The organism is Streptomyces sp. NPDC006208 (genome assembly GCF_040613775.1).
In the GTDB taxonomy this organism is placed as follows: Bacteria; Actinomycetota; Actinomycetes; order Streptomycetales; family Streptomycetaceae; genus Streptomyces.
The window spans coordinates 19449-44501 of the sequence record NZ_JBEXSW010000055.1 but is presented as its reverse complement, the minus strand read 5'-3'; the positions used below and the strand labels follow the sequence as shown (position 1 = coordinate 44501).

16 protein-coding genes are annotated in these 25053 nt (G+C 70.7%); 8 read left to right on the top strand and 8 right to left on the bottom strand.

Annotation, left to right across the window (positions count from 1 at the left end; translation table 11 throughout):
- The first annotated feature begins 81 nt into the window (after window positions 1-81).
- The 3 genes from ABZ208_RS33330 to ABZ208_RS33320 all read left to right on the top strand — a co-directional run bounded on the left by ABZ208_RS33330 (window position 82) and on the right by ABZ208_RS33320 (window position 5735).
- Window positions 82-993, top strand: a complete 912-nt coding sequence (locus ABZ208_RS33330) for a carbohydrate ABC transporter permease (protein WP_356913181.1) — start codon at window positions 82-84, stop codon at window positions 991-993.
- A 156-nt stretch (window positions 994-1149) separates the two neighbouring features.
- Window positions 1150-3408, top strand: coding sequence for a bifunctional glycosyltransferase family 2 protein/CDP-glycerol:glycerophosphate glycerophosphotransferase (locus tag ABZ208_RS33325; RefSeq protein ID WP_356913180.1), 2259 nt, complete (start codon window positions 1150-1152; stop codon window positions 3406-3408).
- Between the two features lie 38 nt (window positions 3409-3446).
- On the top strand, window positions 3447-5735 hold the full coding sequence (locus ABZ208_RS33320; protein WP_356913179.1) for a bifunctional glycosyltransferase family 2 protein/CDP-glycerol:glycerophosphate glycerophosphotransferase: 2289 nt from the start codon (window positions 3447-3449) through the stop codon (window positions 5733-5735).
- 54 nt (window positions 5736-5789) lie between these two features.
- Here ABZ208_RS33320 and ABZ208_RS33315 read toward each other — a convergent pair whose 3' ends face one another.
- The 5 genes from ABZ208_RS33315 to ABZ208_RS33295 all read right to left on the bottom strand — a co-directional run bounded on the left by ABZ208_RS33315 (window position 5790) and on the right by ABZ208_RS33295 (window position 13447).
- Window positions 5790-6164, bottom strand: coding sequence for a hypothetical protein (locus tag ABZ208_RS33315; protein WP_328400005.1), 375 nt, complete (start codon window positions 6162-6164; stop codon window positions 5790-5792).
- A gap of 34 nt (window positions 6165-6198) precedes the next feature.
- A complete protein-coding gene (locus ABZ208_RS33310) occupies window positions 6199-7734 on the bottom strand; it encodes a bifunctional glycosyltransferase/class I SAM-dependent methyltransferase (RefSeq protein WP_356913186.1) in 1536 nt (511 codons plus the stop codon).
- A 44-nt stretch (window positions 7735-7778) separates the two neighbouring features.
- Entirely contained in the window at window positions 7779-9011 is a 1233-nt protein-coding gene (locus ABZ208_RS33305) for a hypothetical protein (RefSeq protein ID WP_356913178.1), read from the bottom strand.
- A gap of 201 nt (window positions 9012-9212) precedes the next feature.
- Window positions 9213-12683, bottom strand: coding sequence for a CDP-glycerol glycerophosphotransferase family protein (locus tag ABZ208_RS33300; RefSeq protein WP_356913177.1), 3471 nt, complete (start codon window positions 12681-12683; stop codon window positions 9213-9215).
- Window positions 12684-12829: 146 nt separating this feature from the next.
- Entirely contained in the window at window positions 12830-13447 is a 618-nt protein-coding gene (locus tag ABZ208_RS33295) for a TetR/AcrR family transcriptional regulator (protein WP_356913176.1), read from the bottom strand.
- 117 nt (window positions 13448-13564) lie between these two features.
- Here ABZ208_RS33295 and ABZ208_RS33290 point away from each other — a divergent pair, with 117 nt between their 5' ends.
- Genes ABZ208_RS33290 through ABZ208_RS33280 form a run of 3 tightly spaced genes read left to right on the top strand, consistent with a single transcriptional unit; the run spans window position 13565 to window position 16262 of the window.
- The gene (locus ABZ208_RS33290) at window positions 13565-14455 is read left to right on the top strand and encodes an ABC transporter permease (protein ID WP_356913175.1); all 891 of its coding nucleotides are present in this window, start codon (window positions 13565-13567) and stop codon (window positions 14453-14455) included.
- Window positions 14448-15224, top strand: coding sequence for an ABC transporter ATP-binding protein (locus ABZ208_RS33285; protein ID WP_356913174.1), 777 nt, complete (start codon window positions 14448-14450; stop codon window positions 15222-15224). The genes ABZ208_RS33290 and ABZ208_RS33285 overlap by 8 nt, the downstream gene beginning before the upstream one ends.
- Before the next feature lie 54 nt (window positions 15225-15278).
- Window positions 15279-16262 (top strand): serine/threonine-protein kinase, encoded by a 984-nt coding sequence (locus ABZ208_RS33280; protein WP_356913173.1) that lies wholly within the window; start codon window positions 15279-15281, stop codon window positions 16260-16262.
- 313 nt (window positions 16263-16575) lie between these two features.
- On the opposite strand, the gene ABZ208_RS33275 is transcribed toward ABZ208_RS33280, so the two are convergent.
- Window positions 16576-21540 (bottom strand): NAD-glutamate dehydrogenase, encoded by a 4965-nt coding sequence (locus ABZ208_RS33275; protein ID WP_356913172.1) that lies wholly within the window; start codon window positions 21538-21540, stop codon window positions 16576-16578.
- A gap of 446 nt (window positions 21541-21986) precedes the next feature.
- Here ABZ208_RS33275 and ABZ208_RS33270 point away from each other — a divergent pair, with 446 nt between their 5' ends.
- Window positions 21987-22553, top strand: coding sequence for a DJ-1/PfpI family protein (locus tag ABZ208_RS33270; RefSeq protein WP_356913171.1), 567 nt, complete (start codon window positions 21987-21989; stop codon window positions 22551-22553).
- 51 nt (window positions 22554-22604) lie between these two features.
- On the opposite strand, the gene ABZ208_RS33265 is transcribed toward ABZ208_RS33270, so the two are convergent.
- Together ABZ208_RS33265 and ABZ208_RS33260 are read right to left on the bottom strand one after the other, a co-directional pair.
- A complete protein-coding gene (locus ABZ208_RS33265) occupies window positions 22605-23270 on the bottom strand; it encodes an HAD family hydrolase (RefSeq protein WP_356913170.1) in 666 nt (221 codons plus the stop codon).
- 56 nt (window positions 23271-23326) lie between these two features.
- Window positions 23327-23833, bottom strand: a complete 507-nt coding sequence (locus ABZ208_RS33260) for a hypothetical protein (protein ID WP_356913169.1) — start codon at window positions 23831-23833, stop codon at window positions 23327-23329.
- 279 nt (window positions 23834-24112) lie between these two features.
- Between ABZ208_RS33260 and ABZ208_RS33255 the strand changes: the two genes are divergently transcribed.
- Complete coding sequence (locus tag ABZ208_RS33255) at window positions 24113-24535, top strand: Rv3235 family protein (protein ID WP_356913168.1); 423 nt, start codon at window positions 24113-24115, stop codon at window positions 24533-24535.
- The last annotated feature ends 518 nt before the right edge of the window (window positions 24536-25053 follow it).

Here is a 25053-nt window from a genome sequence, read left to right as displayed (position 1 = left end):
CACGGCAGCCCCTTACCGGGGGTCCGGGGGTCGCCCCCCGGGCCGGCACAACATCCGGCGGATGCGAAGGGAGGGCCGGCGATGAGTGCCACCACCGACGCCGTCGTGAAGGCGATCGCGGCTCCTGCGGCCGTGAAGGCGAAACCGTCCCTCGCCGCCAGGCTCGCCGCCCGTACGGGCGGCGGCGCGCTCCGTGTCTTCCTGGTCCTGGCCGGTCTGTTCTGGCTGATGCCGACCGTCGGTCTGCTGCTCTCCTCCCTGCGCGGCTCCGGCGACATCGGCGAGAGCGGCTGGTGGACGGTCTTCACCAGACCCGCCCAGCTGACCACCGAGAACTACTCGCGCCTCCTGCAGAACGAGGCGATCACCGACTCCCTCCTCTCCACGGTGATGATCACCGTCCCGGCGACCGTGCTGGTCGTGGTCATCGGCGCACTCGCCGGATACGCCTTCGCCTGGATGGAATTCCCCGGGCGTGACTGGTGGTTCATGGTGGTCGTGGGCCTGCTCGTGGTCCCGGTGCAGGTCGCGCTCGTGCCCGTGTCGGAACTGTTCGGCGCGATCGGCATCTTCGAGACGACGATCGGCGTGATCCTCTTCCATGTGGCCTTCGGACTGCCCTTCGCGATCTTCCTCCTGCGGAACTTCTTCGCGGAGATTCCGCGTGAGCTGCTGGAGGCCGCTCGGCTCGACGGGGCGGGCGAGATACGGCTGTTCACCCGGGTCGTGATGCCGCTGGGCGGCCCCGCGATCGCCTCGCTGGGCATCTTCCAGTTCCTGTGGGTCTGGAACGACATGCTGGTCGCGCTGATCTTCGCGGACTCCGAGTCCGCGCCGATCACGGTGGCTCTCCAGCGCCAGGTACGGCAGTTCGGCAACAACATCGACGTCCTCGCGCCCGGCGCGTTCGTCTCGATGATCATCCCACTGGCCGTGTTCTTCGCCTTCCAGCGCCAGTTCGTCACTGGCGTGATGGCGGGAGCGGTCAAGTGAGCCGCTGACACTGGGACATAGGGGGCGAAGGCGGTCGGTTACCCCGTAACCGGGCCGCCTTCTCCCGTTCGTCCCCCATACGCCACGTGCGGCGTAACCAAGTCACCCCATTGGCCGTTCTCGGGCCATCTGCCCGCGCCGACCCATGGATGTGCCGTGCCCCGGTTCAGCGTCATTGTGCCCGCGTTCAAGGTTCAGGCGTATCTGCGCGAATGCCTGGATTCGGTGCTGACACAGTCCTTCGACGACATCGAGCTGATCGCGGTCGACGACTGCTCGCCGGACGGCTGCGGCGCGATCATGGACGAGGTCGCGGCCGGCGACACCCGCGTCCGCGTGCTTCATCTGGCCGAGAACGCGGGGCTCGGCCAGGCCCGCAACGCCGGTCTCGCCCGCGCGAGCGGCGACTACGTGCTCTTCCTGGACAGCGACGACACCCTCGTTCCCGGCGCCCTGCAGGCCATCGCCGAACGGCTCGAGAACACCGGCGACCCCGACCTGCTGATCTTCGACTACGCCCGCACCTACTGGACGGGCGAGATCACCCGCAACACGCTCGCCGCGCTGCTCACCGAGCAGGGCCCGGCGACGTTCCGGCTCGAGGACCGGCCGGGGCTGCTGAAGCTGCTGATGGTGGTCTGGAACAAGGCGTACAAACGGGAGTTCGTCGAGCGCGAGGGCTTCCGCTTCCCGCCCGGCTACTACGAGGACACCCCCTGGACCTATCCGGCCCTGCTGGCCGCCTCCGGCATCGCCACGCTGGACCGGGTGTGCGTGCACTACCGCCAGCGCCGGCAGGGCGGCAACATCCTCGCCACCACCAGCCGCAAGCACTTCGACATCTTCGACCAGTACGACCGGGTGTTCGCGTTCCTCGACGCCCGGCCGGAGCTCGCGTCGTGGAGGCCGGCCCTGTTCCGCCGCATGATCGACCACTTCTCGACGCTCGCCACCGCCCGGGACCGGCTGCCGCGCGGCAGCCGCGGCGAGTTCTTCCGCCGGGCCCGTGCCCACTGCCGCCGCCACCACAGTCCCGGCGCCACCCCGCCCCTGCGCGGCCGGCTGCGCCACGGCCTGATCCGGCGCGGACGCCACCGCGTCTACCAGGCCCTGTGGTCCGCCGACCTGCTGCGCACACGGATCCGCCGTATCGCCGGCCGGGGCCACCGGGCCGTGCGGGCCGCGGCGCTGCAGCTCCACTACCGCGTGCAGCTGCGCCTTCCCGTCCGCTCCGACCTCGCCGTGTTCGCCGCGTACTGGCACCGCGGCTACGCCTGCAACCCGGCCGCCGTCGAGGCGGCCGTACGCGAACTCGCCCCGCACATCAGCACCGCCTGGATCGCCGCACCCGAGCACCACCACACCGTCCCGCCCGCCACCCGCACGCTCACGCCGGGCACGTTCGCCTACTGGTCGGCACTCGCTCGCGCCAAATACCTCGTCAACAACGTCAACTTCGATCGCCGGCTGGTCAAGCGGTCCGGCCAGATCATGGTGCAGACCCACCACGGCACCCCGCTGAAGACGATGGGCATCGACCTCCAGGAACGCCCCGCGGCCGGCGCGGCGACGGACTTCGAGCAACTGCTCGCCAATGCCGACAAGTGGGACTACTCGCTGTCCGCCAACCGCCACTCCACCCTGGTGTGGGAAAGGGCCTATCCGTCTTCGTGCACCACGCTGGAGTACGGCTATCCGCGCAACGACGTCTTCCAGCGCACAAGCCACGAGGAGGTGGCCCGGCTGCGTGAGACGCTCGGCATCCCCGAGGGGGCAACGGCGGTGCTGTACGCGCCCACCCACCGCGACTACCGCCGCACCCAGCGCCCGCCGATCGACCTGGCACGCCTCGCCGATGCCCTCGGTCCGCGCTTCGTCCTGCTCACCCGCGCCCACTACCTCCAAGACGGCGGCATGCCCGCCGCACACCCGGGCGTCGTGGACGTCTCCGGCCACCCGGGCATCGAGACCCTGGCACTCGCCTCCGACGCGCTGATCACCGACTACTCGTCCCTGATGTTCGACTACGCCAACCTCGACCGGCCGATCGTGCTGCACACCGGCGACTGGGACGCCTACCAGGCGGCCCGCGGCACCTACTTCGACGTGCGGTCCTGCCCGCCGGGCGCGGTGGCCCGCACGGAGGACGAACTGATGGACATCTTCGCCACCGGCCACTGGCGCGGCTCCCGCTCGGCCCAGCTGCGGGCCGCGTTCCGTGAACGCTTCTGCCCCTACGACGACGGGCACGCCGCCGAGCGTGTGGTACGCCGGGTCTTCCTGAACGAGACCGGGGGCCTGCCCGCCTTCGTACCGCTGCAGCACCGGAAGCCGGTGCGGGCGGGCGTTCCCGTACCGCAGCAGTCGTCGGTGCGGCACGCCCCCGACGGGCTCGCTCCGCTGCACCACGTCTGACGAAGAAGCCCGAAGCACACCGACGAGAAAGAGTGTCCATGCCCCGCCTGAGCGTCATCGTCCCCGTCCGCCATGTGCGCGGGAGCCTGCGCGAGTGCCTGAGTTCGGTGCTCTCGCAGTCCTTCGCCGACTTCGAGATCATCGGGGTCGCCGACGGATCACCGGACGGCTCGGGGCAACTGCTCGACGAGATCGCCGCCCGCGACCCCCGGGTGCGCGCCGTCCATCTCGCGCAGCCCGCGGGCTCCGACGGCCGGCGCACGGCCGGGACCGAACGGGCCACCGGCGACTACCTGCTGTTCCTGGAAGGCAGCCATGTCCTGCTGCCGGGGGCGCTGCAGCGCATCGCCGACCGGCTCGCGGCCGCCGAGGACCCCGATGTGCTGCTCTACGGCCATGTCCGCACCCCGTTCCGCGGTACGCCGCTGCCCAGCCGCTCCCTCCAGCTGCTGAGCGAGCTGGGCGACCGCGCCGTGTGCACGCTCGCCGATCGTCCCGAGCTGCTCCAGGTCGCGGCCGTGTGCTGGAACCGCGCGGTGCGCCGCGACTTCCACGAGGCCGGGCAGGTGCCCTTCGCCCCGGGCCAGTACGGCGACCGGACCTATGCGCTCGGCACGCTGGTGACCGCACTGACCGTCGCCACCCTGCCCGTGGCCTGTGTCGAGCACCGAGGGCAGCGCCAGCTGCCCGCGCCCGCCGAGCCGGAGGACCAGGTCGCGCCGAACGACCTCGTCGAGCAGTTCAGCGAGCTGTTCGACGCGCTGCAGGGCACGCCGCGCTTCGACTCCGTGCACGGCCCGCTGTTCGCGCTGGCCTGTCGGGAGCTGCTGGAGGCGTACGCGACCGTCCCGCGCCGACGGCGCAGCTATGCGCGGGCGGTGGCGGCCTTCCACCGGGACCACCGGCCGAAGGGCCACCAGTCGCCCGGCGGGTTCGGGGCGCTGCGGCTGCGGCTGCTGACGAGGGGCCGCTGGGGCAGGCTCAGGGGGCTCGATGCGGCGCTGGCAGTCCGCCGGGGCCTGCTGGCAGCCGGCCCCGCCGTCCGGGGCCGGGCGGCACGCAGGCTGTTCCCTCTCTACTACCGGTTCCAGCGGCTGCTGCCGCTCAACCGCAGGCTCGCCGTCTACAGCGCGTACTGGAACCGCGGTGTGAGCTGCAATCCGGCCGCGATCCACCACAAGGCCGCGGAGCTGGCCCCGAAGGTGCGCGGGGTGTGGGTGCTCTCGCCGAAGGCCGCGGCCGAACTGCCGCCCGGTGTCGACCATGTGGTGCCCGGCACGCGCCGCTACTGGTCGGTGATGGCCCGGGCCACGTATTTCATCAGCAACGTCAACTTCCCCAATCACGTGGTCAAGCGGCGCGGCCAGGTCCATGTGATGACCCACCACGGCACCCCGCTCAAGGTGATGGGCGTGGGCCAGCAGGCCTACCCGGCCGCCGCGCAGGGGCTCAACTTCAAGGATCTGCTGCGCCGCGTCGACCGCTGGGACATCAGCCTGTCGTCCAACCCGCACTCCACGGAGAGCTGGTCGCACGCCTATCCGAGCGCGGCCCGTCATCTGGAGTCCGGCTATCCGCGCAACGACATCCTGGTCACCGCCACCGAAGAGCGGATCGCCGCAGCCCGCGCCGGGCTCGGCATCCGCCCCGGGCAGCGGGCGATCCTGTACGCGCCGACCTTCCGCGACTACGAGCGGACCTTCACCTGCCGCCTCGACCCGGAGCGGATCGCGGCGGAACTCGGCGAGGACACCGTGCTGCTGGTCCGCGCCCACTACTTCCACGACGAGAGCGGGCTGACCGGGCACCGCGGCATTGTGGACGTCTCGGACCATCCGAGCGCCGAGGAGCTGTGTCTTGCGGCGGACGCGCTGATCACCGACTACTCGTCCGTGATGTTCGACTACGCCAACCTGGACCGGCCCATCGTGGTGCACGCGCCCGACTGGGAGATCTACCGGACCGTGCGCGGTGTCTGCTTCGATCTGCTCTCCGGCCAGCCCGGCGACACCCCGGGGGCGGTGACGCAGACGACGGAGGAGGTGATCCGGGTCTTCTCCGACGGCACCTGGGACAGCGCGGAGAACCGGGCGCTGCGCGCCGCCTTCCGGGCCCGGTTCTGCACGTTCGACGACGGCAGGGCCGCCGAGCGGGTCGTGCGGCATGTGCTGCTCGGCGAACGGGAGTTGCCGGCTGTGGTGCCGCTGGAGGAGCGCCGCCCGGTCGCCGTACCGCGTCAGACGGACGCGGGCACCGCACCGGAGCCGCCCGCCGGGCCCGCCGCCGGGAAAGCAACGGCGCCGGAGCCGGCGGAGCACAGGGGCTGACGGCGTACGGGAGCAGGCGGACACCGTGATCCCGGTCCGCCCGCCCCCGTGCGCTCAGCGCTGCTGGCCCGCCATCACCGTGATCAGACCGGCCACCACCATCAGCGAGCCGCCCCACGTCCAGATCGAGGTCCGCTCGTGCAGCACGGTCGAGCCGGCGAGCACGATCAGCAGGTAGCCCAGCGCGTTGAACGGGTACGCGACGCTCAGCGGCACCTGCGCCAGCGTCGACATCCAGGCCACCGCCGACACCGCGAAGACGAGCAGCCCGAACACCACCCATGGGGTGGCAGCGGCCCGCAGGACCAGCGATCCTCCGTCGTGCTCGGCCGCGGCTGCCGCGGACCGCATGCCGTGCTTCAGCATGATCTGCCCGGCCGCCGACGAGAAGACCGCGAAGAGCAGCAACAGCAGACTGGGCAGGGACAAGATCTTCCTCCTGGCAGGGAGTCCGCGATCCGGCTCAGGTGCCGGCGCCCACTCGGCCCGCTCGCTCGGCGGGGACGTACGGGTGGTTGAGGATGTCCTGGACATCGACGTGCTCCCCAGCGATGATCGTCTGCGCCGCGTGCGGGGTGAGCACCGCGACGTACTGATAGCCGAAGAGTGTCGGCCGCATTCGGGTCAGAAGACCGGAGAGCCTGCCCAGGGCCCTGGGCAGGATCCCGCCGCCGAGCACGGACCAGAAGGGCGCGCCGGTCGCGCTGACCCTCAGCAGGTCGTAGCCGGCGGAGCGCACCGTACGGCGCAGGCTGCCACGGGTGAAGAAGCGCAGATGCGTCTCGTCGAGGATGCCGCGCCGGTCGTAGTCGAAGATCCCGAGCGCGACGCGCAGCCGTGCGTACCAGTGGCTGAAGTTCGGTACGGACAGCAGCACCTTCCCGCCCGGGCTCAGCACCTCCGCGATCTCTCTGAGCACCCGCTCGGGGTGGGAGAGATGCTCGATGACGTCTCCCGCGACCACATAGTCGAAGTCGGTGCCGAGGTCCGCCGGCAGTCCCTCCTCGAGGTCGGCGAGAAGGAACGCCGAGCAGCGCTCCCGTACGCCGGGCACCTCGACGAAGTCGACGCCGGTGACGGTGTGGCCGATGGCTTCGAGGCGCTGCGCGAACAGCCCGCCGGAGCAGCCGAGGTCCAGGACCCGGCCGGGCGGCAGTTTGCGCATGATCCGCAGGATCGCGGAGTGCGAGGAGCCGTCGCCCTCCTTGAAGGCGTAGTCGACCGGTTTGGGGATCCAGGGGCAGGTGCCGAAGCCCTTGAGCGCGAGCCGGTACTCGAGGACGTCCTTGACGACGTCCCTGGCGTAGCGCAGACCGTTGACGTAACAGATCTCGTCGCCGTAGTAGGTCGGGATGGGGATCTCCTCGATCCGCATCCCGGCGTCGAGCAGCTGGATGATGATCTGGGTGTCGAAGTCGAAGGCGTCGGTGTTGCGGTCGATCGGCAGATGGCGCAGGGCGGCGACGCTGTAGGCGCGGTATCCGGAGTGGAACTCGGTGAGCCGCGAGCCGAGCAGTCCGTTCTCGAGCCGGGTCAGGATCCGGTTGCCGAGCCACTTGTACATCGGCATACCGCCCTTGAGCGCGCTGCCGGCCCGCATCATCCGTGAGCCGAACACAGCCTCGCATTCGCCGCGTTCGATGGGGGCGACCATGTGGGGCAGCAGTTCGGGGGCGTACTGGCCGTCGCCGTGCAGCAGCACCACGATGTCGAGGCCGCGCTCGGCCGCGAGCGCGTAACCCGCCTTCTGGTTGCCGCCGTAGCCGAGGTTCTTGGTGTGCCGCATGACGACGGTCGGCGGATTGCCCGGATGCTGGGACCAGCGGCAACCTGCGGTGAACGTTTCGTCATGGCTGGCGTCGTCGAGGATGAGCACCTCGGCGACACGGGACCGGAAGTCCTCCGGAATGCGGTCGAGCGTCCTCTCCAGCGTGGACTCGGCGTTGTACGCCACTACCAGGATGCCGATCCGTGGGCTCGGACGGCACGGGCTTTCCATCACGAGGGCTTCTCTACTCTCCGTTGTTTTCGGTTCGGTCGGAATCAGTTGACGGGGGAGGCGGGGGTGGCGGGCGACTGCGCGCGCGGGGCCACGACGGTGACCGGCTCCTGCTCCGACGGCGGGCACGGGGCGGTGAGGACTCTGCGGACGCCGGACACGATCCCGGCTGCCAGCAGCACCCAGCCGGCCGCGGCCAGGACGAGCGCGGCGTCGTTCCAGCGGACGGCGCTCGCGCCCCGGTAGACGAGAACCGTGACGACACCGACGACGACGCTGAAGGCGGCCCCCTCCCACAGACCGAACAGGAAGAGGCCGACCACGGGCCAGGCCAGGTACTGGACGGCCGAGCCGGTGCTGAGCAGGAGCAGGAGCGTCAGTGACAGGGCGACGCCGTAGGCCGGGGCGGTGGGCCGCATCCAGGCGAGAGCGGCCCCGGCGGCCATGCAGAGCAGCACGACCAGGAAGTGGAAGTCGCTGTGCAGGGTGACGATGAACTCGTCGGACGCGCCCAGCCAGTCGGCGAACTTGACGAGGCCCCACAACCGCGCCCGTCCGCCCTCGTACTCCAGGACCTTCGCCCGCAGCGGCTCGGGCACGGTCTCCACGACCGGGCCCCACAGCAGCAGCAGGACGCCCCCGAGCGCGGCGGCGAAGCGACCCAGAGCAGGGCGGCCGGCCCTGGCCGCGGCCACGATCAGTGCGGGAATCGCCACGACCGGAATGAGTTTGACGCTGACGGCGAGTGCGGCGGACATTCCGGCGGCGAACGGGGCGCGGCGGTCGACGAGCAGATAGGCGGCGGCGACCATCAGCATGATGGCGACCGAATCCGTGTTTCCGTGATATCCGGATGTCGCGATGAGAACGGGACTCACCGCGCAGCCGATCGCGCACGCCGTCGCCGCACGCAGCGAACGCCGCTTGCGCAGAATCTCGAAAACGAGAAGGACCGACACGACGTCGGCCAGGCACGCGGGCGCGCGGATCAGGGTGGCGAACGGAATTCCGAGCTGGTGGAGCTCGTCCAGTCCGAGCAGCATCCAGCTCGCGAGCGGCGGGTGGTTGTAGACCGGCAGCCCCGGCATCGGATGCTCGTAGATGCGGATCGGACCCACCTGGGAGATCGCGCGTGCGAACGCACCGAAGAACCGCACGTCGGCGGGGCCGGGCAGCTGGGCGGCGAGCGCCATTTTCGCCACGAAGGCGACCGCCGCCACCGAAGCCACGAGGGTTCGCGCTCTTCGCACATCCAGCGTTCCGGTCTTCGTTCGCAAGCGCAGCTCCATGGCCGCCGAACGTAGCAATCCGCAACGTCAACAGCGCGCACCGATAAACACACTTAAATGCTGGACTGCTGACTGCGCTGCGATCTTTGGCAAAGGAACGGCGCGCGAATCACCCGGACGGTCCATACCGGTCCGTAACCCGAACGATTCAGGCCGTTCACCACACGTCCTTCCGCATGCCCGACGCCGTCAACTCGACGGCCGGCGTCGGAACTCGTCGAGCATCCGGTCGGCGACCGCCGAGGCAGCCCTCGCATCGTCGAGATCGCAGAACACGTCACGGAAGGCGGCGTACGCGTCCTCGAACGCGGCGGTCGCGGCGGACGGGTCGCACAGTGCCTCGATCAGCTCCGCGCTGCCGGGCACCAGCGGCCCCGGAGCCCGGCTCTCGAAGTCGAAGTAGAACCCGCGCAGCGTGTCCCGGTAGTGCTCCAGGTCGTAGGTGTGGAACAGCATCGGGCGGCCGGTCTGCGCGAAGTCGAACATCAGCGAGGAGTAGTCGGTGACAAGTACGTCGCTCACCAGCATCAGCTCCGCGACGTCGGGGTAGCGCGAGACGTCGCGGGCGAAGCCCCCGGTGCCGGGCAGCGGGTCGTTGACCAGATAGTGCCGGCGGATCAGCAGATGGTGGCCGGCGCCGAGCCGTTCGCGGGCGGCGGCCAGGTCGAGCCGAAGATCCAGGGCGTACCGGCCGCCGCCCTTGGGACGGTCCTCACGCCAGGTCGGCGCGTACAGCACGACCTTCTTCCCGTCCGGGATCTCCAGACGCTCGCGCACGCTCGCGGCGATCTTCGCCCGGTCCTCGGCGTGCAGCAGCGCATTGCGCGGATAGCCGGATTCCAGCACTTCGCCCTCGTAGCCGAAGGCGCGGCGCAGGATCGGCGTGGAGAAGCGGTTGGGCGAGACGAGCAGGCTCCACTGGGCGGCCCTGCGCGGCAGGGACTCGATGTAGGGGCGGTTGGCCTGCGCAGTGCCCAGAAGGTCCCGGCCGATGCGCTTGAGCGGGGTGCCGTGCCAGGTCTGCACCACGAACTGGTCCGTGCCGCGCTCGAACCAGTCCGGCAGCTGGGTGTTGGTGACCACGGCCCTGGCCGTCGCCAGGGCCTCGTGCCAGTCGGCACCGCCGTAAGCGATCGCGCGGACTCCCGAGGGCAGCCGTACCTGCTGGTCGCGCACCACCCACAGATGCTCGAACGGGGTCTCGCGGCGCAGCAGTTCCTCATGGACGGCGCGCGGCGAGTCGGAGTACTGGCGGCCGTCGAAGCTGCTGAAGAGGACGGTGTCCCGGCGCGGGCCCACGCGCAGCACCGCCGCACGCTCACGCAGCCGCCGCTCGTTGAACCCGCCCCACTCGCCGGGGGGCAGGACCGGACCGGACTCCAGGACCAGCTGATCGTGGAAGCGGCGGTTCAGCGCGAAGTCCCGTCCGCGCAAGCCCTGCACGGCGGGTACGGCGGCGTGTTCGGCGGGCGCGAGGCGCATCGGGGAGTAGCGTGCCGGATCGCTCTCGCCCCGCTTGCGGAAGAAGAAGTACCAGCGCCCCTCGGCCAGCGGCAGCTCGCCGCCGAGGCCGTCGACGGCTGCGGGGGCGAGGACGGCACGGAACCGGCCGCCGTCCTGCGCGTCCACGGGGAAGGCCGCCTCTTCGTGGGTGCCGCTGTGCTGCAGCACCAGCTCGGTCTGCCGCAGCGCCTGTTCGGGGAAGCTGCCTTCCACCACCAGCTCGCCGGACAGTGCCCAGGCGAAAGTGTCCGCGATGGGCTGGGGGGTCTGCTCCGACAGGACCAGATTGCCGGACGCGTCGGTGGTGAAAACGAGTTCGCGGGCGGGGTCGGGGAGCGCGTGGCGGCCGGGGTCGGCGGCGGCGCGCACCGCGACCGGGAGGCGGCTGCCGTCGGCGCGCAGGAGCCGGACGTTCCAGGGGCAGGTCCGGGACTCGCCGTCGGACGCGAGGGCCTCCACGGCGACTTCCGCGGCAAAGGCACCACCGGTGAACGTGACGGGGACCTCGATGTGCTCCTTGGTGTGGCGGCTGTCCAGCCGCAGCGCCCTCGGCGCGGGTCCGCCGACCGGAGCGGTTCCTTCGATGCGGACGCGTCCCCCCGGCGCGGCCCGGTGCCCGGTGAACACGGCGGCGACCCGTTCGGTCTTCAGCCTCAGCTTGTTGCCGGACAGCACAGGCACGATGCGGAGTTCGTCGCGCACGTGGTGGACGGCGGGGGCGGCGGGGTTGCCGGACAGCCGCACCGGTCCGCGGAGCAGCCTTCCGCAGCTGAGAATGCCCACTTCGATGTTCCAGGTGGCGTCCGTCGTCCCGAGCCGGGTGGGGTCGACGACCGTCTCGAAGCCTGACCGGTCGTAGCAGTGCAGGCTCTGCCGGGAGTCCGCGGTCGCCTGGGGCGCATCGGCGGCACGCAGCCGCAGCGGCACCACACGCCGTCTGCCGGACCGCAGCCACCCGAGGGTGACCGGCCGCCGTTCGTCGCAGGGCTGGTTGCGGAGGTACGCGTATCCCTTGAGATGCAGCATGCCGTCACGCCATGCCACCTCGGTGAGGTGCGCGATCACCGGCAGTTCTGCGGCGCCGAGCCGTGCGACGCCGCGCGGGAGGGGCGCGGTCAGGACCGGGTACGCGGCCCGGGAGCGGCGCAGCCCGCTCAGGCGGAAGGCGTCGCGGCCACCCTGCTTCTCGTAGGCGAGGAGATCGAGCAGCTCGGCCAGGCGGCGTTCGCGCACGAGCTGCCACTTGACGCGCAGATGCAGCGGCAGTCCGGCCGTCGCCCGCTGCCCGACACTGCCGGCGAAGGCGCCGGCGTGCTCGAGGAACGCCTGGTGGTATTCGGCGTCCCCGTCCGGCAGCGCCTCCATGAACAGCCACAGATCGCTGCTGAGCACACTGGTCTCGTAACGCCGCCTGCCCTCCGCCCACTTGTTCTCCCGCGCGAGGAACTTCTGCGCACGGCTGACGGACGCGACACGGTCGTGCACGGCCTGCGGCCTGGCCCTGCGGGTGGTGATGGAGCCGTTCCGGTCCCGCCAGAGGTAGACCGTGTCGTGCAGCACGTCCACGGACCCGGCGAGGAAGTGCGCGGGCAGGATCACCGGGATGTCCTCGAACAGCACGCCTTCGGGGAACGCGAAGGAGTGCCGGTCCCAGAACGTCCTGCGGAACACCTTGTTGCAGGCGATCCGGTCGTACAGCAGCGCCCAGTGCCTGGTGACGTGAGTGGCGGTGCGCGAGGTGGCCATCGGCTCGCGGAACATCGGCGACTGCTCGGTCCTGCCGCTCGCGCGCAGCCGGAACACGTTCCCGGTGACGAAGTCGGACCCCGACGTATCGAGCGAAGCGACCATTTTCTCGTACGCGCCGGCAGGCACGACGTCGTCGCTGTCCACGAACGTCAGGAACTCCCCGCGCGCCTGCCGGATCCCGGTGTTGCGCGCGGCGCCGAGCCCCGCGTTCTCCTGTGACACCAGCCGGAAGCGCGCATCCTTCTCCGCGAAGGCGCGCGCGATCTCGGCGCTGCCGTCCGTGGAGCCGTCGTCCACCATGACGACCTCGATGTCACGCAGGCTCTGCCCGGCGAGGGAGCCCAGGCATTCCTCGAGAAACTCGTCCACGTTGTACACGGGAACGACGACGCTGAGCCGAACCGGCATGGTGAGCACGTCCATTCAGAGCGCGGGGTTGCTGCGGAGAACAACCCGTTCGCCGCACCGTGGTCACCACGCACTGGGCCGTCCGGGTGACGCCCGCCCGCCGCCGGGCCCGGCCGCCCTGCCCCCGCACCGTTTCCGGGGTCCCGTCAGGCCTTCAGCGCCGCCACTGCCGACCTCGCCAGCTCGTCCAGGTACCCCTTCGGGAGCCCCCCGCGCACCACCACCAGCCGCCAGTACAGCGGGCCCACGATCACGTCCAGCGCCCGGTCCGGTGAGGTCGATCCGGGGAGTTCACCGCGGGCGACCGCGTCGCGGACCACCAGAGTCGCGACGCCCCGCTGAGCGTCCAGCAGTGCCGCCTTGATCGCGTCCGAGATCTCCGGCTGACGCGCCGCCTCGACCAGCAGGTCGGGGATGACCCGGGAGGCGACCGGGTGGCGCAGGGCGTGGGACGCCACCTCGAGGAGCGCGCGCACATCGCCGTACAGCGAACCCGTCTCCGGCACCGGCAGCCCCTGCGCCGCGAACGCCGAGAGCAGGTCCAGCACCAGCGACAGCTTCGACTTCCAGCGCCGGTAGACCGCCGTCTTGCCGACGCCCGCCCGCCGGGCGATGCCTTCGATGGACATACGGGCGAAGCCGACCGCCGCCAGCTCCTCGAAGACGGCGGCGCGGATCGCATCCGTCACGTCCTCCCGGAGCACGGCGGCTCCCGCCGGGGCGCGGCGCGGGGTTCCAGAGTCCGTGGGCATGCACAGGAGCATAGCCCGTGACGACGAGACGGTTGCGTCGCGACGTCCGATGGTCCTACCCTCCCCGTAGCGACGAAACGGTCCCGTCCCGTCGTCTGCGTCTACCTCCCCCACCCGAAAGCGAGCCCCGTGAGCAGTCCGCCGCCGCCGACCGCAGATCTCGCCTCACTCGCCGCCCGCCACGGGCTGACCGTGAGCGGCGCCCGGCCCTCGCTGCCGGCATACCTCCGGCAGCTGTGGTCGCGCCGACACTTCATCACCGCGTTCGCCACCGCCAAGCTCACGGCCCAGTACAGCCAGGCGAAGCTCGGCCAGGTCTGGCAGCTGATGACCCCGCTGCTGAACGCCGCGGTCTACTACCTGATCTTCGGCAAGATCCTGAACACCAGTAAGAACGTCCCCGACTTCGTCCCCTTCCTGGTCACGGGCGTCTTCATCTGGACCTTCACCGCCAACTCGATCATGTCCGGCACCCGGGCCATCTCCGGCAACATCGGGCTCGTACGGGCCCTGCACTTCCCCCGGGCCTCCCTGCCCGTCGCACTCGCCCTGCAACAGCTCCAGCAGCTGCTGTTCTCGCTCGGAGCACTGGTCGTGATCCTGACCGTCCTCGGCGAGTTCCCGCGGTGGTCGTGGCTGCTGGCGGTCCCGGCGCTGGTGCTGCAGTGCGCCTTCAACACCGGTCTGTCGATGGTCCTGGCCCGCCTCGGCGCCCGCACCCCCGACATCGCCCAGCTGATGCCGTTCGTCCTGCGCACCTGGATGTACGCGTCCGGCGTGATGTTCAGCATTCCGCACATCCTCAAGGACCGGGACCTGCCGGAGTTCGTCGTCCTGGCGCTCAAGTGCAACCCGGCCGCCGTCTACATCGACCTGGTCCGTTTCGCGTTCATCGACTCCTACACCGCCGACCGGCTGCCCCCGCACGTCTGGGCCCTGGCCCTGGGATGGGCCGTGGTCCTGGCCGTCGGCGGTTTCGTGTACTTCTGGAAGGCAGAGGAGCAGTACGGCCGTGGCTGAGTCCGAGCAGGTCCCCACCGTCGTCGTCGACGGCGTCCACATCACCTACAAGGTCAACGGTGCGCGCACCGGCAAGGGCAGCGCCACCTCCGCTCTCAGCCGGATCCTGACCCGCCGCGGCACCCCCGGCGTACGCGAGGTGCACGCCGTGAAGGGCGTCAGTTTCGCCGCGTACAAGGGCGAGGCGATCGGGCTGATCGGCTCCAACGGCTCGGGCAAATCGACGCTGCTCAAGGCCATCGCGGGCCTGCTGCCGACCGCCAAGGGCAAGGTCTACACCCAGGGCCAGCCCTCGCTGCTCGGCGTGAACGCCGCCCTGATGTCGGATCTGACCGGCGAGCGCAATGTCGTCCTCGGCGGACTGGCGATGGGGATGACCCGTGAACAGATCCGGGCCCGCTACGACGGCATCGTCGACTTCTCCGGGATCAACGACAAGGGCGACTTCATCTCGCTGCCGATGCGTACGTACTCCTCCGGCATGGGGGCCCGGCTGCGGTTCTCCATCGCCGCCGCGAAGAGCCATGACGTCCTGCTCATCGACGAGGCCCTGTCCACCGGTGACGCCCGCTTCCGGCGCCGCAGCCAGCAGCGCATCGACGAGCTGCGCAAGGAGGCCGGCACGGTCTTCCTGGTCAGCCACAGCAACTCGACCATCACCGAGAGCTGCGACCGGGCGATCTGGCTGGAGGCGGGGGTGCTGCAGATGGACGGCCCGGCGAAGGAAGTCGTCGCCGCGTACGAGGAGTTCACCGGCTCCCGCAAGTGACACCTGTCGGCGCCGTGTGGCGATAGGCTCCTCTGCGGTGCCGAGGGGGTCGGGATGGGGAACCGTGGGCCGCAGCCGCTGAGGGACGACGACCCGCGCGAGATCGCCGGATACGTGCTCGAGGCACGGATCGGCGAGGGCGGCATGGGCACCGTTTTCCTCACCCGCACCCGTGACGGCCGCCATCCCGTCGCCCTGAAACTGATCCGCCGCGAGCACGCGCAGAGCGAGAACTTCCGCAGACGCTTCGCCCGCGAGGTCGAGGCCGCCCGCCGGGTGCGGGGCAGTCATCTGGCCGAGGTCGTCGACCATGACGCCGAGGGGCCGCAACCCTGGCTCGCCACCCGCTATGTGCCGGGGCTGCCGCTGGACGTGGCGCTCAAGGAGTTCGGTCCGCTGCCGGTGGACTGCGTCCTGCGGCTGACGGCCTGCGCGGCGCGGGCGCTGGATGCCGTGCACACCGCCGGTCTCATCCACCGGGACGTGAAGCCGGGCAATCTGCTGCTGACGGCCGAGGGGCCGTGGCTGATCGACTTCGGCATCGCCCGCGCCGCCGACGGCACCTCGGCGCTGACCACAGTGGGCCGGATGGTCGGCACGCCCAAGTACATGTCGCCCGAGCATGCCCTGGGGCGCGCGCTCACCCCGGCGTCGGACGTGTTCACGCTCGGCCTGGTCGCCGCCGAGGCGGCATCAGGGCGCCACCCGTACGGCGAGGGCGGCGGCTTCGTGCTCGCCACCCGCATCGCCGGCACCGCGCACGAGCCCCCGGACCTGAGCGCCCATCCGGCGGCGCTGCGCGGGGTGCTGGCCGCGGCGCTCGCGGCCGGCCCGGAGGACAGGCCGTCGGCCGCGGAGATCGCCGGGCTGTGCGACCGGGCCTCGGGAAGCGTGGGCAGCGGCGGCTTCGCGGGCCGGCTCCCGAAGCAGATCGCCTCGGCCGTGACCGCCATCGAACGAACCGCCCGCAAGGCGGCACCGACACCGAAGGACCCGAGGGCATCGGGCTGGCTGCGGAGGATGCGCGGCGACTCCTGACCCGCCGGGCGGCAGTGTCGGGCAGCGGGCGACGGCCATCCGGCCCCGCTGACATCTGCTCGCGCGGGCCGCCGCCGGGGCCCGGGCCCGCAAGGCGACTACGCCGCCGAGAACAGCACCGGAGCCGCCGCCCGGCCCGCAACGCTCCCGCTCCCGCTCCCGCGAGGACCGAACCGACGCCGCCGTCCCCGCCCCACAGCCCGGCCGCAGGAACCGGTGCCGACGCACGGACGGCGCCACGCGCAGCGGCCGACACGCCGAGGGGCGCCTCGCACCGGGTCCCGGTGCGAGGCGCCCCTCGGTCGACCATGTACTAGCCGTGCGTCCGCAGCAGCTGGCGCATCGTCCGCATCGCGACCGACAGGTTCGCCAGATCGAACATGTCCGAGTCGTGGATCTCCTCCAGCGTCGACCGCGCCCGGCCGAGCAGCGCCGTGTTCTTCTCTTCCCAGGTCTTGAACCGCTGCTCCGGGGTGGAGCTGCCGTTGCCCACGCTCAGCACGTCCGACGTCAGTGCCGCGTGTGCCGCGTACAGGTCCTCGCGGATGGCGGCGCGGGCCATGGACTGCCAGCGGTCGGACCGAGGCAGTTCGATGATCCGGTCCATGAGCTGGGTGATGCTCAGCCGGTCCGCGAGGTCGTAGTACACCTCGGCGACCGCCAGAGGTTCCTGCCCGGTGCGGTCCGCGATCGCGACGATGTCGAGCGTCGGGAACGCGGACGAGAACCCGGCCACCCGCAGCGCGAGTTCTTCCGGGACGCCCGCGCCGGTGAGCTCGTCCAGGATGTTCTGGTACCACTCCAGGTCCGCGCCGCGCAGCATCTTCGGCAGCCCGGCCCACACCTGCTCCACCCGATCGGCGAAGAAGCCGATGGTCTCGGCGAGCTCCAGCGGCTGCGGGCGGTTGCCCAGCAGCCAGCGCGTACCGCGCTCGACGAGGCGGCGGGAGTGCAGCCGGATACGGGTCTGGACGTCGGACGCGACCTTGTTGTCGAGCGCCTCGACGGCGTCCCACACCGCGCCGAGCCCGAAGATCTCGCGCGCCGCGGTCTGCGCCCGCACGACCTCCTCGATCGACGCCCCGGTCTCCTCGCGCAGCCGGTGCAGGAACGTCGAACCACCGGTGTTCACGGTGTCGTTGACCAGCACGGTCGTGACGATCTCACGGCGCAGCGCATGCGAGTCGACCGCGTCGGGGAACTGCTCGCGCAGCGGCTTGGGGAAGTAGGCGTGCAGCAGCCGGCGCAGATACGGGTCGTCCGGCAGGGACGTCCCGATCAGCTCGTCCGCCACCGTGATCTTGGTGTAGGCGAGCAGGACCGCCACCTCGGGCTGGCTGAGCCCCTTGCCCGTGTTGAGCAGTTCACGGATCTGGCGGTCGCTGGGGAGGAACTCCAGCGACCGGTCCAGATGCTTGTCGCGCTCCAGGCGCCGCATGTAGCGCTGGTGGGCGTGGAGCAGCGACGGCGACTGCGCGACGGCGTTGCTGAGGGCCACGTTCTGCGCGTAGTTGTTGCGCAGCACGAGCGCGCCGACCTCGTCGGTCATCTTCGCGAGCAGCTGGTTGCGCTGCTTGACCGTCAGATCGCCGTCCGTGACCAGGCCGTTCAGCAGGATCTTGATGTTCACCTCGTGGTCGGAGGTGTCCACACCGGCGCTGTTGTCGATCGCGTCGGTGTTGATGTGGCCGCCGTTGCGGTCGAACTCGATCCGGCCGAGCTGGGTCAGCCCCAGGTTGCCGCCCTCGCCGACGACCTTGACCCGCAGGTCCTCGCCGTTGACGCGGATGGTGTCGTTCGCCTTGTCGCCGACGTCGGCGTGCGTCTCGGTGTGCGCCTTGACGTAGGTGCCGATGCCGCCGTTCCACAGCAGGTCCACGGGGGCCTTGAGGATCGCCTGCATCAGCTCGGCCGGCGTCATCTTGGTGACGCCCGAGTCGATGCCCAGCGCCGTGCGCATCGCCGCGTTGACGGGAATGGACTTGGCCGCACGCGGGTGGATGCCGCCGCCGGCCGACAGCAGCTCCTTGTTGTAGTCGGCCCAGGAGGAACGGGGCAGCTCGAACAGCCGGCGGCGCTCGGCGTACGAGACGGCAGCGTCCGGGTCCGGGTCGATGAAGATGTGCCGGTGGTCGAAGGCGGCCACCAGCCGGATGTGCTCGCTCAGCAGCATGCCGTTGCCGAACACGTCACCGGACATGTCGCCGACGCCGACGACGGTGAAGTCCTGGGTCTGGGTGTCGTGGCCGAGCTCCCGGAAGTGCCGCTTGACCGACTCCCAGGCGCCGCGGGCGGTGATGCCCATGCCCTTGTGGTCGTATCCGGCCGAACCGCCGGATGCGAAGGCGTCGCCGAGCCAGAAGCCGTAGGAGACGGCGACCTCGTTGGCGATGTCCGAGAACGACGCGGTGCCCTTGTCGGCGGCGACCACGAGGTACGTGTCGTCCTCGTCGTGGCGAACCACCTGGGCCGGCGGCACAACCTCGCCGCCGACCATGTTGTCGGTGATGTCGAGCAGCGCGGAGATGAAGGTCTTGTACGCGGCGATGCCCTCGGCCAGCCACGCGTCACGGTCCACGGACGGGTCCGGGAGCTGCTTGGCGACGAAGCCGCCCTTCGCGCCGACCGGCACGATCACGGTGTTCTTCACCATCTGCGCCTTGACCAGGCCCAGGACCTCCGTACGGAAGTCCTCACGCCGGTCGGACCAGCGCAGACCGCCACGGGCGACCTTGCCGAACCGCAGGTGGACGCCCTCGACACGCGGGGAGTAGACCCAGATCTCGAACGCCGGGCGGGGTGCCGGCAGGTCCGGGATCGCCTGCGGGTCGAACTTCATCGACACGTAGCCGTGCGGCTCGCCGCCCGCCGCCTCCTGGCCCTTGCTGCCTCCACCGGCGCTCTGGAAGAAGTTCGTCCGCAGGGTGGCCTTGATGACGGTGAGGAAGGACCGCAGGATCCGGTCCTCGTCGAGCGAGGCGACCTGGTCGAGCGCGCCGTCCAGTTCCTCGAGCAGACCGTCCGTCAGCTCGGTGCCTGCGTGCTGCCGCTCCGGGGACATCCGGGCCTCGAAGAGCGAGACCAGCAGCCGCGTGGTGTGGACGTTGGTACGGAGGGTGTCCTCCATGTAGTCCTGGCTGAAGGTCGAACCGGCCTGACGCAGATACTTGGCGTACGCGCGCAGCACCATGGCCTGCCGCCAGGTGAGCCCGGCGCCCAGGACGAGGGAGTTGAAGCCGTCGTTCTCCGCCTGGCCGGTCCACACCGCGGCGAACGCGTTCTGGAAGCGCTCGCGGGCGTCGTCGCCGAAGTAGTCGCCGCCGTTGCCGGCGGGCAGCGGGATCCGCAGGCCGAAGTCGTAGACCCAGGCATGCGTACGGTCTGCGCAGCGCAGCTCGTAGGGACGCTCGTCGATCACCTCGACGCCGAGGCGGTTGAGGACCGGCAGCACGGCGGAGAGCGAGACCTGGTCGCCCATGCGGTAGATCTTGAACCGGCGCTCGCCCGGTGCCGCGCCGACCGGCTCGTACAGCGACAGGGCGAAGTCCTTGTCGCTGTGGCGCAGCTGCTCCAGGTGGACCAGGTCGGCCACCGCGGCGCGCGGCGAGTGGTCGGCCTTGTAGCCCTCGGGGAAGGCGTGGCCGTAGCGGCGCAGCATCTCGGCGGCGCGCTCCTCGCCGCACTCGGCGTTGAGCGCCTCGGCGAAGCCGTCGGCCCAGGAGCGGGCGGCCTCCACCAGCCGGGCCTCGATGCGCTCGGTGTCGGCGTCGGTGAGGTCGGGCAGCTCGGTGCCGGGCGGGACGCGGATGACGAAGTGCAGCCGGGACAGGATCGACTCGGTGTTCCAGGCCGTGAAGTCGACGCTGGTGCCGCCGAGCTCCTCCTTGAGGATGTCGATGATCCGCAGCCGGACGCCGGTGGTGTAGCGGTCGCGGGGCAGGTAGACCAGCGCGGAGTAGTAGCGGCCGTACTCGTCCTGGCGCAGGTACAGCCGCAGCCGGCGGCGCTCCTGCAGGTACAGCACGCTGGTGACGATCTCGCGCAGCTTGTCGACCGGGGTCTGGAAGAGCTCGTCGCGCGGGTAGGTCTCGAGGATCTGCAGCAGGTCACGGCCGTCGTGGCTGTGGGGCGAGAAGCCGGCGCCCTTCAGCACCTCGTCGACCTTGCGGCGCACGACGGGCACGCGGCGCACGGACTCGGTGTACGCGGCGGACGAGAACAGACCGAGGAACCGGCGCTCACCGACCACATTGCCCTGCTCGTCGAACTTCTTGACGCCGACATAGTCCAGGTAGCTGGGGCGGTGCACGGTGGACCGGCTGTTGGCCTTGGTGAGGATGAGCAGCTTGTGCTCGCGGGCCTTGGCACGGGCGTCGGCAGGCAGCCTGCTGAAGGACGGGGAGACCGGGTGGTCCTCGGCCTCACTGTGGTGCGGGTCGGAGCGCAGAATGCCGAGCCCGGTGCCGGGCACGGCGGCCAGCGCGTCGTTCCCGGTGAGCGTGTACTCGCGGTATCCGAGGAAGGTGAAGTGGTCTTCGGAGAGCCAGCGCAGCAGCTCGCGCGCCTCCTCGACCTCCTCCTCGTTCAGATCGTCGGCGAGGGACTCGTCCGGCAGCTGGTCGGCGATGCGCAGGGCGCAGTCGCGCATCTTCTCCCAGTCCTCGACGGCCTCGCGGACGTCGGACAGGACGCGCAGCAGGTCGGCGGTGATCTGCTTCAGGTCGGCGCGGTCGGTCTCGCGGTCGATCTCGACATGGATCCAGGACTCGACGAGCGCGTCGTGCGGCAGGTCCTCGGTGTTCCTCCCGTCCGGCAGCACCTCGATCAGCTTGCCGGTCAGATCGCGGCGGACCACCAGCTGCGGGTGGATCACGACATGGATGCCGCGGCCCTGCCGGGAGAGCTCGTTGGTGACCGAGTCGACGAGGAAGGGCATGTCGTCGGTGACGACCTCGACGACGGAGTGACTGGAGGTCCAGCCGTTCTCCTCGACGGTCGGGGTGTGCACCCGGACGTTCGCCGTGCCCTGTGGGCGGTTCTCGGCGAGCCGGTAGTGGGAAAGCGCCGCACCGAAAATGTCGACCGGGTCGCGGTCGGTGAGGTCCTCGGGAGCGGTGTGCAGGTAGTAGCGCTGGAGATAGGAGAGCAAAGTGTCCCGGTCGGGACGCTTCCCCTGCTCGGCCCCAGTCGGAAGGTGCCCCCCGGCCGGGCTGTTCTCAGCTACCCGGGCAGCCCGTGCGAGCAGCTCGGCCTTGGCTTCGTCCAGCTTGGTCTGCATGTCCTCTGGCTCCTGTCGCGCGCCGTTGCGTGACGTAGGTGAAATGTGCGGGCGCAACGCCACGACGCGGGGTCTCCGGTCGGATTCGACGTTATGCCGCGGTGAGAGATGCCCGAGCCGGTTTTGGCCATTTCTGGCAGACGGGTCGGACAGAGACGATCAGCGATCGCCCGGGCGCTGTGGCGCTCCGGGCGCGGTCCCCCAGCTGTCGCGGGGCGGTGCCTCCAGGGGGCTTCGCTGCCCCCATGGCATATCGCGCTGATCACGGGTCCAGGCTATCGCCCCGCACCCCCGAACCGTCATGAGCCGTATGTGTACAAAAGCAGGGTCCGAAGTTTGACACTCTGGACAGCGACAAAGGCCCACTTGGCAAGCATCCGACGGCGGTGCACGTTTGATCTGGGGCACCACGGACACCGTCGACAGCCCGAACACCGGGAGCAGCCATGACCACGAAAATCCTGATTGTCACCGGGGACGCCGCGGAGTCGCTGGAGGTCCTCTACCCCTACCAGCGACTGCTGGAGGAGGGGTACGAGGTGCACATCGCGGCCCCCACCCGTAAGAAGCTGCGGTTCGTCGTGCACGACTTCGAGCCGGGTTTCGACACCTACACCGAGAAGCCGGGCTACACCTGGCCCGCGGACCTGGGCTTCTCGGAGGTCGACCCCGGCCAGTATGCCGCAGTGGTGATCCCCGGCGGGCGGGCTCCGGAGTATCTGCGCAACGACCCGGAACTGCGCAAGATCCTCAAGGCCTTCTTCGACGCCGACAAACCGGTGGCGCAGATCTGCCACGGCCCGCTGCTGACGGCGGCCATCGGCAGCCTCGAAGGGCGCAGGGTCACCGCGTACCCGGCGTTGGAGCTGGACATGCAGGCGGCGGGGGCGTCCTTCCAGGACGCGGAGGCGGTCGTGGACGGCACGCTGATCTCGTCGCGGGCCTGGCCGGACCAACCGGCGTGGATGCGCGAGTTCATCAAGGTGCTGCGCGCGAAGGCGCCGGTCACCTAGCGGCGGGGTGCGCTTCTGCGCTCCCCACCGAGGCGGTGCTCCTCTCCGCCGTCATGCGGCGAGACGCAGTGCCTCCTCCACGGCCTCGGCGAGCGTGTCCACCACGGGCACGCCCACCGACTCCAGGCTGACCCTGCTGTGCGAGCCGCCCGTGTAGAGCACGGCCCGCGCACCGACGTGCGCGGCCGCGAGCGCGTCGTCGACGGCGTCTCCGATGACCACGGTGCGGCCGGGGACAACGGCGCCGTCCAGGGCCCTCAGATGACGCTCCATGTGCAGCGCCTTGGTGCCGCCGGACGGGCCGGTGCGCCCGTCCACGCGGATGAAGTGGCTCTCGATGCCGTACCCCCGCACGACCGGGACCAGCTGCTCGTGCCCGTACATGCTCAGCAGCGACTGGCTGCGGCCGGCCCGCTGCCACTCGCGCAGCAGGTCCTCGACCCCGTCGGTGAGACCGCAGCCGATGCGGTGCTCGGTGTAGTGCCGGTGGAAGGCCTCGTCCATGACGGCCCACTCGGCCTCGGTGGGCAGCCGGCCCATCAGTCGCTCGTAGAAGCGGGGAATCGGGATGCAGTACAGCTCGCGGTAACGCTCGAGCGTGATCGGCTCCAGACCGATCTCCGCGAAGGCGGCATTGGTCGCGGAGATGACCGCGCTGATGTCGTCGAGCAGTGTGCCGTTCCAGTCCCAGACCAGGTGCGTGCTGTGCTTCCCCATGTGAAAACCGTACCGGGTGGCTCCGACAACCCGTGGCGACCAGGGCCTGCCGTGGATCAGCCGACGATGTTCGGGATCTCCTGCACGCCGTACCAGAGCAGCTCGTGGTCCTCGGCGCCGTCCACTGTGAAGCGGGCGTCCTCGTCACCGTGGTCGGCAGCGCCCAGGGCATCCACCGCGGCAAGGACGTCGGCCACCGCGTCGTCGGCGTCGACATGGACCGCGGCCGCCTTGGCCATCGGCACCGCTGCTGCGATCCGAACCTCGCCGAGCGCTGCGGCGTCGAGCGCGCGGTCGGGGTCGGCGACGGCGTCCTGGTCCGGTACGTCCACGGCGACGACCACGCGGCGGCGGGGGGCGTCCGGGGCGCCGGCGAGCAGGCGCAGCGAGGCGGCGGCGGCGCGGTTGAGCGCGGCGTACTCGAGCTCCTCGATGTCGTCGGAGACGTACCACTCGCGCAGTGCCGGCGTGACGGCATAGGCGGTCAGCGGGCCGGGAGCCAGTTCGCCCGCCTTGTACGCCTGTGCAAGACCGGGGAGGGTCAGGGGGACGTAGACGCGCATGGATGGCCGCTTTCGTAGTCGGGAGACGCCCTCAGGATACGTGCGGCGTACCCCTTCCGGGTGCCGCCACTGCCTTTGTGCACCGTCCACACCACGCCCCTTGAATGCCCGTGCGACAAGGGCCGGTACGGGTTCCCGTCACCCTGATAGGTGAATCCCGTGGCGCGGTCCGCGAGGGGGATGCACACGTTGCGGCAGCGCGGAGCACGCCGTAGAAGATCACCGACGAAGTTACCTCCCGGTACTCATTCCGGGACCGGCACATCGGGGGCGATCTGCATGGACAGGACCCGGCCCGCAGGACGACGTGACCAGAACCGGCCGGCCGTGGCGGCGGCGGTGGCACTGACACGTGCCCGGAGCAGGCAGCACAAACCGCACTACTGGTTCGCCGACCGTCTGCTGGCGGTGCTGAGCGGCCGCCGGCCGGTGCACTGGATGCTCGGCCACACGATCGGCGAGGCGTACGACCAGCTGGTCCGTCTCGCCCCCGGAGCACCCCTGCGCCCGGTGGACCGGGTGACCCCGGTGATCCGCCACTGCGGCGAGTTCCACCCGGGCCCCGGCGTGATCGAGGCCTTCGCCCGCATCGGCTCGGGCGACCGGGTCAGCGCGATGGCCTTCCGCCTGGAACAGGGCCGGGACCTGCGCTGGCGCTGCGCGGCGGTGGAACTGGGCGGCGAACGGACGGGGGCGGGCTGACCTGGGTACACGAGGGAGCGGGGCCGCACAGGACCGGCCCGGGTGTCCTCGGAGGGACACCAGGTGGACGGGTCGCGCCGGAGCACCTGGCGGAACGGACCGCACCGGACCGGCCCCCGGCCACGAAGGGACGCGCGGGGGCCGAGTGGCACCCGACCTGACCCCAGGGGGACGGACGCCACGGGCCCGGGCGGTCCCCGGCACAGCGAAGGACACGGGCCGGACCGGGCGCGCACCTGGAGGGCAGCGGGCGGTCCCGGCCGCACAGCGAAGGACACGGACCGGACCGGGCACGCACCTGGAGGGCAGTGCCGGTCCCTCCAGGACCGGGCACACAGTGGGAACACTCATCCGGGCAAGGCGGAGTGGCTCGGCGCCGGTCGGACGGGGCGACTTCACCGTCGGCCGCCCGGCATCGGGCCCGGTCGGGTCGATCGGACCCGCGGACCGGTACGACGGCGCCCACCGGGCGGCCGTCGGGCCGCCCGGTCCGGCCCGGCCGGACCTCTTCCCTCCCG

Coding starts and splice junctions, on each gene's coding strand:
- ABZ208_RS33280 (WP_356913173.1), top strand. CDS start 15,279: ATGGGGAACCGTGGGCCGCAGCCGCTGAGGGACGACGACCCGCGCGAG.
- ABZ208_RS33275 (WP_356913172.1), bottom strand. CDS start 21,540: ATGCAGACCAAGCTGGACGAAGCCAAGGCCGAGCTGCTCGCACGGGCT.
- ABZ208_RS33300 (WP_356913177.1), bottom strand. CDS start 12,683: ATGCCGGTTCGGCTCAGCGTCGTCGTTCCCGTGTACAACGTGGACGAG.
- ABZ208_RS33270 (WP_356913171.1), top strand. CDS start 21,987: ATGACCACGAAAATCCTGATTGTCACCGGGGACGCCGCGGAGTCGCTG.
- ABZ208_RS33320 (WP_356913179.1), top strand. CDS start 3,447: ATGCCCCGCCTGAGCGTCATCGTCCCCGTCCGCCATGTGCGCGGGAGC.
- ABZ208_RS33295 (WP_356913176.1), bottom strand. CDS start 13,447: ATGCTCCTGTGCATGCCCACGGACTCTGGAACCCCGCGCCGCGCCCCG.
- ABZ208_RS33310 (WP_356913186.1), bottom strand. CDS start 7,734: ATGGAAAGCCCGTGCCGTCCGAGCCCACGGATCGGCATCCTGGTAGTG.
- ABZ208_RS33255 (WP_356913168.1), top strand. CDS start 24,113: ATGGACAGGACCCGGCCCGCAGGACGACGTGACCAGAACCGGCCGGCC.
- ABZ208_RS33265 (WP_356913170.1), bottom strand. CDS start 23,270: ATGGGGAAGCACAGCACGCACCTGGTCTGGGACTGGAACGGCACACTG.
- ABZ208_RS33260 (WP_356913169.1), bottom strand. CDS start 23,833: ATGCGCGTCTACGTCCCCCTGACCCTCCCCGGTCTTGCACAGGCGTAC.
- ABZ208_RS33330 (WP_356913181.1), top strand. CDS start 82: ATGAGTGCCACCACCGACGCCGTCGTGAAGGCGATCGCGGCTCCTGCG.